Annotated in this window: 10 protein-coding genes and 1 pseudogene; 2 read left to right on the forward strand and 9 right to left on the reverse strand. The window is 52.9% G+C overall.

Going from position 1 to position 10,501, the window contains the following annotated elements; all coding sequences use genetic code 11:
• The 9 genes and pseudogenes from RA27_RS24615 to RA27_RS22625 form a co-directional block, all read right to left on the reverse strand.
• Positions 1–260, reverse strand: a pseudogene (locus RA27_RS24615) (hypothetical protein); the annotation flags it as partial.
• A 50-nt stretch (positions 261–310) separates the two neighbouring features.
• Positions 311–817 carry a hypothetical protein gene (locus tag RA27_RS22590; protein ID WP_052265460.1) on the reverse strand — a complete coding sequence of 169 codons (507 nt, stop codon included), beginning with the start codon at positions 815–817 and terminating at the stop codon, positions 311–313.
• 39 nt (positions 818–856) lie between these two features.
• Complete coding sequence (locus RA27_RS22595; protein WP_039544430.1) at positions 857–2,374, reverse strand: multicopper oxidase domain-containing protein; 1,518 nt, start codon at positions 2,372–2,374, stop codon at positions 857–859.
• Between the two features lie 83 nt (positions 2,375–2,457).
• Positions 2,458–3,675, reverse strand: a complete 1,218-nt coding sequence (locus RA27_RS23405) for a HAMP domain-containing sensor histidine kinase (RefSeq protein WP_193746576.1) — start codon at positions 3,673–3,675, stop codon at positions 2,458–2,460.
• A 125-nt stretch (positions 3,676–3,800) separates the two neighbouring features.
• The gene (locus tag RA27_RS22605) at positions 3,801–4,451 is read right to left on the reverse strand and encodes a response regulator transcription factor (RefSeq protein ID WP_039544432.1); all 651 of its coding nucleotides are present in this window, start codon (positions 4,449–4,451) and stop codon (positions 3,801–3,803) included.
• Complete coding sequence (locus RA27_RS22610) at positions 4,448–5,206, reverse strand: phosphatidylcholine/phosphatidylserine synthase (RefSeq protein WP_193746577.1); 759 nt, start codon at positions 5,204–5,206, stop codon at positions 4,448–4,450. The genes RA27_RS22605 and RA27_RS22610 overlap by 4 nt, the downstream gene beginning before the upstream one ends.
• A complete protein-coding gene (locus RA27_RS22615; RefSeq protein WP_052265463.1) occupies positions 5,203–5,898 on the reverse strand; it encodes a phosphatidylserine decarboxylase in 696 nt (231 codons plus the stop codon). The genes RA27_RS22610 and RA27_RS22615 overlap by 4 nt, the downstream gene beginning before the upstream one ends.
• 13 nt (positions 5,899–5,911) lie before the next feature.
• Entirely contained in the window at positions 5,912–6,304 is a 393-nt protein-coding gene (locus tag RA27_RS22620) for a diacylglycerol kinase (protein WP_039544435.1), read from the reverse strand.
• Positions 6,301–7,947 carry a phosphoethanolamine--lipid A transferase gene (locus RA27_RS22625; protein ID WP_082025256.1) on the reverse strand — a complete coding sequence of 549 codons (1,647 nt, stop codon included), beginning with the start codon at positions 7,945–7,947 and terminating at the stop codon, positions 6,301–6,303. Before RA27_RS22625 ends, RA27_RS22620 begins: the two co-directional genes overlap by 4 nt.
• A gap of 186 nt (positions 7,948–8,133) precedes the next feature.
• Between RA27_RS22625 and RA27_RS22630 the strand changes: the two genes are divergently transcribed.
• Both RA27_RS22630 and lpxE read left to right on the forward strand, forming a co-directional pair.
• Positions 8,134–9,792 carry a sulfatase-like hydrolase/transferase gene (locus RA27_RS22630; protein ID WP_052265464.1) on the forward strand — a complete coding sequence of 553 codons (1,659 nt, stop codon included), beginning with the start codon at positions 8,134–8,136 and terminating at the stop codon, positions 9,790–9,792.
• A gap of 3 nt (positions 9,793–9,795) precedes the next feature.
• Positions 9,796–10,419, forward strand: a complete 624-nt coding sequence (lpxE, locus tag RA27_RS22635) for a lipid A 1-phosphatase LpxE (protein WP_082025257.1) — start codon at positions 9,796–9,798, stop codon at positions 10,417–10,419.
• The last annotated feature ends 82 nt before the right edge of the window (positions 10,420–10,501 follow it).

Consider the following 10,501-nt stretch of genomic DNA (forward strand, 5'->3'; position numbering starts at 1 on the left):
TCAAACGTCTTGCGCAGCTTGCTTTTCCAGGGCGCGACACCGTCAGGTATCATTCCCGGAATAGATTCCGAGTTGTGACTGCCACTTACATTGACGAAGCGAACAATGTCCCCGACATTTGCTTCAAGAAATTTCGGTGAAAACAGATTCCCGCGCATCATCTCAACGACGTGTACTTGAGGCTGGGCGCTGCTGCGACCGGCAATCAAACATGCCGTGGTTGCCAAAGCAGCATTTCTCAGAAACTCTCGTCTTTTCAAAGTTTTGCCCTTTCCCCAAGCTTGATGCACGGGCTGTTTACTGTCGGGTTTTACTGTTTTGGCTCGGTTGTCAGGAACAACGGCTGGTCGTTCATCCAGCCAACATTCTCAGCCTCGTGGCAGGACATGCACGTGCTTCGCGCAACATCAAAACCTTCCCAAGCGCGACCAATGTCCCGGCTTTCGAAATCCGCCAGGATTGCGGCCCAATTGTCGTTCAACAGGATCGCGTCAGCATTCGCCTGACGGGCGGGGCGTTTGAGATAGCCGTTCTGGATCGTGGTTTTGATCTTCTTCCAGTGATAGACTGCCAGATCATAGTTCTCCAGTTCGAGAGCCTCGTAAATCTTTTGATAACGCGCGCCAACCTCCCACATGGGCTGATCAAATCCGCGTAAATACTGCTGCAGCAACTCCATCCGCGCATCTTCGGTTTCAGCGCTCAGCAACCAGTCCCGTTCATTTAACGGTCGGTCCAGGGTTCCTTCGGCGGTAGCCGCAGTACACGCTACCGCCAGACCGGCCAAGGCTGCCGAGACAGTCAACTTCAGTTTCACTCCGAAACTCCTCATTTAATGTTGGGAAGAAATCCTGACTCAGATGGCCAGCGGTGCGGAATACGCGGGTTCCTTGCCCACGGTGAACTGCCCCATCATTCCGCAATCTTCGTGTTTTAGGATGTGGCAGTGATACATGTACGGAGTCTTTGCGTCGGCTTGGTGGTCAAAGCGAACCAAAAGTTCGGATACCGAGCCTGGCGCGGCGTACATCATGTCCTTCCAGCCGCTGGCATAGTCCGGTGGAGTCTGCCCCATCTGTTTCAGGATACGATAGGAACAGCCATGCACATGGAAGGGATGCGCGCCGTCTTCAGAACGCACACGCCAGATTTCGTATTCGTTTATGGGAACGGTTTCGTTTATGAATGCCATGTCCATAGGACGGCCGTTGATGCCCATTGCTGCATGATCGTGATCTGCACAGTGATTTCCCAGTCTATGTGCCATGGCTGCAAACCGGGGTGCGACGTCTTCGCTTAGCACAAATTCTCGTATCCGAACCGCCTGGGACGGGTCCGCTGCGGCAACTGAAGCCAATGTTCCCGGAAGCGATCCTGTAAACCCTTTGAGCTCACTGTCTGCTGTCAAAGTGAGCGCGATCTCTGGCGCAGCGGTCAGGGTGGTATCGACACGTCCGGGTTGCGCCGTGATTTCTTCATCATCGAAACGCAGAGTTTGCAACGATACGTCACCTTTGCTCGTATCGACCAGAACTTCGTACCGCTCACCCGGTGACATAATGATATAATCCCGGGATACAGTCGCAGAAAGAAACCCGCCATCTGACGCGATGACGTGCAAGGGCGCATTATCTGCCAGAGAAAGCTTGATAAAGGCTCCGTTGGATCCGTTCAAAATCCGTAGGCGAACCAAGCCGGGGGCGACGTTTTGCAGCGTCGGGGCGAGGATTCCGTTAACCGCTATGGCATTGTTGACGTTTTTGGGGGAGTAGATCACGCTCCCATCTGATCCGACCAATTTGTCCTGCAGGACAACGACAAAATCATCTACGCCATGTGTCTTAGGAAGATCCGCAGCGATACTATCGTCATCTTCAACTAGCAGGACACCTGCGAGCCCGGTATAGACCTGATAGCCTGTGCGGCCATGGGTATGGGCGTGGTACCAGTTCATTGAAGCCCGGTTTTTGATTTCCAGCACGGGATTCCATGCTTTGCCCACCGCAATCGCCTGATGCGGGCCACCATCGACGTTTCCGGGGATATGCATACCATGCCAGTGGATCGCGGCTGTTTCGTCGACGTTGTTTGTCACATCGAATTGAATGCTCTGACTCTTTTTGACCCGAACCACAGGTCCCAGATAGTTGCCGTTGATACCGTATGTTGCTGCCTTATGACCGTTTCCAAAATCATGGAAACCTTGTTGCAAATTCAAGGCTACAGAGGCTTCGGAACCGGCTGAAGCGTCAATCATCGGCAACGGCGACAGCATTTTGCTGTTTTGCGCGAATGTCTGCTTGGACCCCATAGACAAAAAGATTGCTCCGGCACCCATATTTGCCAGAAATTGCCTGCGCGTGAATTCAGCCATAAGACTCTCCCAAATGCTTCGGCATCCAGAATGCCGGGTTCATACATTTGAGAGTGATCTATGACGCGAGGCTTACGCGAACCTTACGGGGCCGCAGGCAACTCAAGGCGAACTTCCAGACCGTCACTCCACCCCATTGGCGGTGACGTGTAACGCAGGTCAATATTTGCCTGACGACAAAGGGCATCCACGATCGCAAGACCCAATCCAAAACCTTCGGTTTTGCGGTTCCCGCGTTCATGCCGTCGCCGCAAACCTTCAAGATCATCGGGCGTCAGACATGCACCGCGATTTCGAACGACAATGACACCGGGTGTCGATATATCAATTTCTACGGGCATCTCGGACGCGCCATGCGCCAGTGCATTGTCGATCAGGTTACCCAGAATAATCGCCAGAGCATCCGCATCGACGAAGGTCAGAAACCTCTCGCCGCTTCCAATCATCTGTAAGCGGTCCCCACTACCCGGGCGTCCTGATCTTTCGCTCAAGAGCAGACGCAGAATTTCGCCTGCGTCGATCGCCGTTTCCGCTGTTCCAAGACCCGCATCCGCCCGAGACAGCTGTAGTAATCGTTCCACGATAATGCCCAGACTCTTGAGTGCATCTTCAGCCTTGAGGATACGATCCCGAAGACCTGCATCATCGCTGCTTGCGCGCAAGTGCTGCAAATGGGCCAACGCTGTGGCTGAAGGGGTTCGAAGCTCATGCGCGGCATTCGCAGCAAAACTGCGCTCGGCGGCAATAGTCTGTTCCAGCCTTGTGGTCAGATGGTTGATGCTTTCGACGGCAGGCCGCAGCTCCTGCAGGGTAAGTTCGGGGTCAATGTCCTTGAGGTTTTGTTCATTCACCGCAGAAATCTGATCTGCCAGTTTCAAAACCGGGCGGCGTATCAAGCGGCTGCTTAGCTGTACAGCCAGAAATCCGGCCGGAATAGTAAGCAGAAGTGCACCCAAAAGACCGGCCAGATTTTCGAGCATATGTTCGTTTCGCTTCGCGGCACTCAAGCCAACCACCAACAAGGGCTTTTCGATGGCCGACTGCACAGAGACAAAACGATAACCGTCCCTACTGACGAATTGAGATGGCGCGAGGGTGTCGGGAAACACAATGCCGTTGGGGTTAGGTGATCTATAAGTCACCACGCCGTCGACACCGTACAATTGATACACGGGCGTGTTGCCAAGCTCGGCCAGAGCCCGGCGGTCAGCTTCATCGCCATGCGGCTTTGCGCCATCGGCAAAATCGACCACGTCGGGATAGATCAGAAGGGCCGTTTGCATCAGCAGCAAGTCCAGCATCTCGTCCGCCTCCCGGCGAACAACGATAGCAGACAGGCCAAACCCGACAATGATAGCCAAGCAAACGGACAACAACATCGCCCGTCTGGTCAGCTTCACAATGCTGTTCGGACTAAAATATCTGGTCAGACGCTGTATCCTAGCCCCCTGTGCGTTTTAATCACGCTGCGCCCGAGCTTGGTGCGCATTCTACTGATATGAACTTCCAAAGCGTTGCTTTCGATATCCTCATCAAATGAATAAAGAGCGTTTTCCAGAGTGGTTCTTTCGACGATATTGCCAGGCCTCCGCAACAAGAGTTCAAGTAGAATCCACTCTTTCCTTGTCAATGCGACGCTGTCATTCCCGCGTTCGACGGTGCGGTTTTTAACATCGATTACGCAATCGCCCAATGGTCGGCTTTCGTCGGGTAGCAATTGACTGCGACGGGCCACGCTTTTGATCCGCGCCACAAGCTCATCCAAGTCGAAAGGTTTGACGATATAGTCATCAGCGCCAGCATCCAAACCTGCGATGCGATCTCTGATCTGGTCGCGCGCGGTCAGAATAAGAACCGGATTTTTCGCCCCATTCGCCCGCATTTTCTTCAGCAAGGAAATTCCGCTGCCATCGGGTAGGTTCAGGTCCAGCAAAACCACGTCGTAGGACATGGTCAAAAGGGCTGTTTCCGCGTCTTCGATATGGGTAAAGTGATCCACAACGTGGTTATGCAAATTCAGATGATCCACGACCGCCTCAGCCAACGACACGGCATCTTCGAGAATCAGGATTTTCATTTCTGCCTGCCTCCCTCTGGAGATGTTCCATTACCGAAAGCAGAATGTGCATAGGGCAAAGAAGCGATGTATATCAGGTCAGCGACGATCAGGCTTGGCCACGGGAACACGGTCAGACAGATAACAAAAGCAGCGGCCATGACCATAGAGACCGGAACAAAGGTTCGCGGCAGGATCGGTGACTTGATTGATGGGGTACGCAAGCGGCTGATCGCGAGAAATCCAACCCCAGCCACGTAAGAAATGACTAAGTAGCCAGTGATTTGTTCGTACCCAGACAGCCTTACAAACATTGGCAATAATACCAAACAGCACAATGCCGGAGCCGGAACGCCGAGGAAGCATAGCGACCCATTCGCCCCTTCGTCTCCGGTTGTTGCCGTAAAACGCGCCAGACGCATGGCGCAGCAGGCACAATAGAAAGCAAGTGCACACCATCCGACGCGTTCGACTTCGGAACCAAAAAACAGATTCTGATACAGAAGTACGGCGGGCACGACACCGAAGTTGAAGAAATCGCTCAGCGTGTCGAGAGCTGCCCCGAATTCTGATTCAGACCCCAGTAGCCGAGCTGCTCTTCCGTCCGCCGTATCCGCCAGCATAGCAAACAGCAGCAACACGATTGCCAGCTCGGGCCGACCGGTCAACGCATATCGCAGCGCGACCAAACCGAGGCACAGCCCGAACAATGTGATCAGGTTAGGAATGAACGCAAGTAGGGGGATACGTCGGGATTCAAGCTCAATCTGTTTCAAACGCGGCGTTCCTTCCATGTCACATCGGGATGGCGCAGATTTGCCAGAATAGTCTCTCCCGCGACAGTGGTCTGGCCCAAAGTGGCCTGCGGGCTAACCCCCGGTGGCAGGTAGATGTCCAATCGGCTACCGAAACGGATCAGACCAAACCGGTCACCGCCGCGCAGCGTATCGCCTTCATTGGCGAAACAAACAATACGACGCGCTACCAGGCCGGCAATCTGCACAACACCTATTTCTGCACCCGTTTCGCTGCGAATGGTCAGAGCGTTACGCTCATTGTGTTCGCTTGCCTTGTCCAGCGATGCATTCAGGAACTTGCCATGGTGGTAAGAAACTCTGGTTATGAGCCCTTCAATGGGCATCCGGTTCACGTGGCAGTTGAACACATCCATGAAAATGGAAACGCGGACGCATTCCTTGCGTTCCAATGCAAGTTCATCTGGGGGAACCATACGTGTGATCATCGACACGACGCCATCAGCTGGTGACAGAACAGCCCCTTCAAGTTGCGGAACCGACCGGACCGGGTCACGAAAAAAGTAGTAACACCAGACAGTCAATCCCGCCCCAATCCAGAAAAGCGGTGCCCAAAGCCAGCCGAACAGCACAGCGCCTACAGTAAAAGCAGCCACAAACTTGCGCCCTTCGGGGTGCATTGGAACGGCGATAATCTTCAAAGGATTCGACATGAACGTGGTTTCTTCACAGAAGGGTTTTCCAGAGAGCAAAGACAAAGAACCCGGTATTCACAACGAGCAGGCAAAACACCGCAAACGAACCCAGATCCTTCGCATCACGAGCTACGATGCTGTATCCCGGCGACACATGATCCACGATACATTCAATCGCAGTGTTCAGTGCCTCTGCTGCAAGCAGCAGAAGAAACAGCGCAGTCGCACATAGAAGGTAATTGAGCGAAGCTCCGACACATACCAAAATAAATACGGCAAAAACGAACATAATCAGCTCGTGATTAAAGGCCGTTTCCGCGCGCAGCCGTTTCAGACCACCCATAGAATAGCCAAATGCCGCAAATACATGGCTAAATCCCGAGATTCGCGGCGGACGGGCCTGTTGTTCATTGTCAGCATTCAACTTGGGGTGTCCTTTTCTTCGATTTGGCATCCGCCAATCAGATCTTCTTCGGCCTGCCGTTCAATTGTTTCTATGTCCCATAGACCCAATACCGAGTGAAACAGATTGGCGTGGCTGGCGGGTTGTTCCGCACGATCCTTCAGGCAGTTTAAATCAAGGGGTCGTTCTTCCAAATAGCTGTCTGAAAACCAGAAAAGCATGGGCACTGTGGTTTGTGTCTCCGGTGCCATAAAGTATGGCGCACCGTGCAGGTAAAGACCGTTTTCCCCAAGCGATTCTCCGTGGTCTGAAACATAGACAAGTGACGAAGCAATATCGGGACGGTTCTGCAGCATTTGGATGATCTGCGACACCACATGATCAGTATAGAGAATGCTGTTGTCATAGCTGTTGCGAATTTCCTCGTCCGAACAGTTCTTGAGCTCGGGAGTTCCACACACGGGGGTGAACTTGCGAAACTCTTCCGGGTACCGCAAATCATAGGCGGGGCCATGGCTGCCGATCATGTGCAGAACGATTGTCGTATCTTCGTTTATCGAGATAAGCGATGCAGCGAGAGGGTCTAAAAAGACACCGTCCCTGCATTCTCCAGCCGCACAATTCTCAGGATCGTCAGTATGGGTGTAACTTCGGGTTGGAAGACGCGCAGCGATATCCTTGTCGCCTGTATTATTATCCCACCATTCCACCTTCACACCTGCATGATTGACGATATCGAGCAGGTTTTCGTTTGAGAGGCCTTTTTCGTATGAATAGTTTTGCCGATCAAAGCGCGAGAACATACATGGTAGGGAAACGGCGGTTGCGGTGCCACAACTTTGGACATCGGTAAATGCCACGAGATTTGGTGTATTCGACAATTCTGGCGTTGTATTCCGCTCATATCCGGCAAGGCCCAGATTCTGCGACCGAACCGTCTCACCTGCAACGATCACAGTAAGGACAGGTTTGTCGGATTCGGCCAATGCACCCACCCGAACAGCGTCGCGACCGCGTGGCTGCAATTCCATTACAGCCGCTTTGGTGACCATTGTCGCATATTTTATTAGGCCGTTCAGCGGTGCCCCTGGTTGATAGCTGCGCATCAGTTCTTTGTTACCGCGCAAAATAACCGAGTAGGTTTTTAGATTAACCAAAAGCGCACCCACACAGAGCACTAGCGCCATAGCCGCGGTTGCCGATTGAACGACAACAGTTTTGACGAATCCTGCGCGCTTGACCGGGATAACCGCGACAAGAACTGACGGACTGACTCCGAACACTGCCATATGCAAAACATATCCAGGCGTCACAAGATGCTTGGATTCGGCAAATGTCGTGGTCAGAATATTCTGAATCATCTCCCGATCGATAACGGCACCGAGAGTGTCAACATAGTAAGACGCAGCAGCCCCCACCAGAAGCAGAAAGATCAGAATGGGTTTCTGTAGATAGCGAAATCCGAAGAACGCAAGAACCACCTGCGTCAACATGCAGACACCAAAACCGAACAAAAACAGATCAAAGATGTTGCCATCCATAAGCCGGTAGCCGATCGACCAGAACGTTCGGTTGAAGGCCAACAGAAAAAAGACGCCAACCAAAAGATTCAATTGTACCGGCGTAACTCTGGGAAAGCTATTCAGGAGCCCTTTTTCGGGCATGGGGATTAGGTGCATCGGTCTATCCAGAAGAATTCTGCGCGCCGACTACTTCCAACACCTTACGTGAAGCTTACACCGTGCCACCTGCCCCATGGGATTTCTCGAAATCTGCGCCCAGTGTTTTCGCGCGTAAGATTGGCGTAAGCTTAAAGGGTGATTGCGTCGCCTAAATTTCCGAGGCGCGCAATGTCACTAAACCCATCGGCCAATGAAGGCCATGAACCGGCTGACCGGCACACACCCGAAACACTCAACCAACCCTACCGCATTTCTCTGATACTGTTTTGCGGCTTGTTTTCTTGCCTGAATCTGCTGCTGTTTCAGGGGCCACTTCTGAATTTCTCGCTACCGTTGCTGGACTTTGGACAATCCGGAGACGTGCTGGTTTTTGGGACACTGGAATTGGTCCAGTTCACGTTGTTGTTCCTGATTCTGCTCGTGCTGGGCATATTGCCAGTTGCAGTACTCAAGGGGATCTGCATTGCGATCCTTCTGGCCAATTCGGCCGCACTTTATTTCATGTCGGAATACGCGGTCGAACTTGACCGGACCATGATTGGCAACATTCTGAACACGGACCAAAGTGAGGCCGGTCAGCTGTGGCATCCAGCCATGTTGCTTTGGGTGGTTGGCTTGGGTGTCATCCCGTCTTTGGCTGTTGCTGCGATTAAGGTCAGGCGCTCGGGTTGGTTGACATATGTGGCCACGGTTTTTGGCACGATACTGCTCTTGGCGACGTGGCTGTTTTACACCTCGACGACCTGGTTCTGGTTCGATGCACATGCACCGCGTCTGGGAGGCCGGGTTCTGCCCTGGTCATACACGGTCAACACGATCCGCTACCTGAAACAGGAAGCTTCGGACAACCGCGAATTTGTTCTGCTTCCCCCTGCCGAGATCGTCACAACACCACTTGATGGCAGAAAACAGATTGTCGTTCTGGTCATTGGCGAAGCGGCCCGCGCCAAAAGCTTTAGCCACTATGGGTATGACAAGGACACAAACCCATACACGCGAGACGCATCCTTTGTTGTCTTTCCCCCCGGACAATCCTGCGCCACATATACGATTGCCTCGGTTGCTTGTATCTTGTCCCACCAAGGCAGCTCCAGCCCTGCAAAGTCGGGTTTCGAACCACTGCCGAGCTATTTGACGCGGCACGGCGTTGAAACGATCTGGCGCAGCAACAATTTCGGTGAACCCCCTCTAAAGGTGGACACTTACGCCCGCGCATCCGAAATCTTGGCAGCCTGCGATGGCCAGAATTGCCCCGAGACCGTTGACGACGCGGTACTTTTGAACGGCTTGGCGGATCAGCTCAATCGTTCGAGCGCAGACAGAATATTCGTCGTTCTGCATCAGTCTGGCAGTCACGGACCGGCCTATTATTCAAAATACCCGCCCGAATTTGAACGCTTTACCCCGGTCTGCAAGACGGTTCAGGTCGCATCCTGCACGTCGGAAGAGCTGCAAAACGCCTACGACAATTCGATACTGTTCACTGACTATTTGAACGCATCTCTGGTTACGGAACTGCAAGGCATTCAAGATGCTGACGTCGCCGTAATCTATGTGGCCGATCACGGACAATCGCTTGGTGAGAACGGTCTGTATCTTCATGGCGCTCCGAATGCCGTGGCACCGGACGAACAGCGCCAGATACCCTTTCTTGTCTGGATGTCCGACAGCTTTAAAGAGGCCCGCGGGTTAACCGATCAGGCAATCGTGCAGGACACCACCTACCCCCACGACTTTGTCTTTCACAGCGTGCTGGGTGCTCTGGGGCTACGCAGCGAAATCTACCTCCCGAAATTCGACATCTTCCATCCCCTACAAAGGACCTGAAACATGCGGTTCTCTGAAGTACTGCGCATGCCGCAGCAGCGCTTTCTACGTCATCCTGTCCTATTTACGACGTTTCTCCTCAGTTTTCTTGTCACGGCCCTATATCCGTCCGATATCAATGGCACCTATGCGCAGTCCAAAAACGGGCGCGAGTCCGAGGTCGTCGTCATGACAGAAGATTACGGACGTTTCATCAACACCGCTCTACAGATTGCGGTGCCTCTGGTTCTCAGGGATGCGACAGGCTTTAAACAACTGCTGGTATCTTCCTTTGCAGTGGCCGGAGTAACCCACGGCGGTAAATACCTGTTCAACAACGTAAACATCATGGGAACACGGGTTGGCCAGAGACCCCATGGTCCACAAAGCAATCACAATATGCCGTCCGGCCATTCGTCTATGGCATCAACCGCCGCTTATTTTCTGATGCGGCGCTACAGCATATGGTTTGGGCTCATTGTCCTACCGGTGCTTTTCCTGACAATGTATGCCCGAATTATGCTCGACGCGCATACGATGTCAGGGGTTATTGCTGGTGCACTGGCCGGTATTGCCGTAACTGCGCTTTTTGCTACTAAACGGAAAAGGACAGCCTCCACAGCACGGCGGCACCTACGACCAAGCTAGCCCAGAATTATCCGGCGACGATCATATTCTAAGGTCGGGCATATAGCGTAGATTGCCGTAAAAATGCCTCCGCTTTTCACAC

The sequence above is a fragment of the Ruegeria sp. ANG-R genome, assembly GCF_000813985.1.
Lineage (GTDB): Bacteria > Pseudomonadota > Alphaproteobacteria > Rhodobacterales > Rhodobacteraceae > Ruegeria.

Coding starts and splice junctions, on each gene's coding strand:
- RA27_RS22630 (WP_052265464.1), top strand. CDS start 8,134: ATGTCACTAAACCCATCGGCCAATGAAGGCCATGAACCGGCTGACCGG.
- RA27_RS23405 (WP_193746576.1), bottom strand. CDS start 3,675: ATGCTGGACTTGCTGCTGATGCAAACGGCCCTTCTGATCTATCCCGAC.
- RA27_RS22625 (WP_082025256.1), bottom strand. CDS start 7,947: ATGCCCGAAAAAGGGCTCCTGAATAGCTTTCCCAGAGTTACGCCGGTA.
- lpxE (WP_082025257.1), top strand. CDS start 9,796: ATGCGGTTCTCTGAAGTACTGCGCATGCCGCAGCAGCGCTTTCTACGT.
- RA27_RS22605 (WP_039544432.1), bottom strand. CDS start 4,451: ATGAAAATCCTGATTCTCGAAGATGCCGTGTCGTTGGCTGAGGCGGTC.
- RA27_RS22615 (WP_052265463.1), bottom strand. CDS start 5,898: ATGTCGAATCCTTTGAAGATTATCGCCGTTCCAATGCACCCCGAAGGG.
- RA27_RS22595 (WP_039544430.1), bottom strand. CDS start 2,374: ATGGCTGAATTCACGCGCAGGCAATTTCTGGCAAATATGGGTGCCGGA.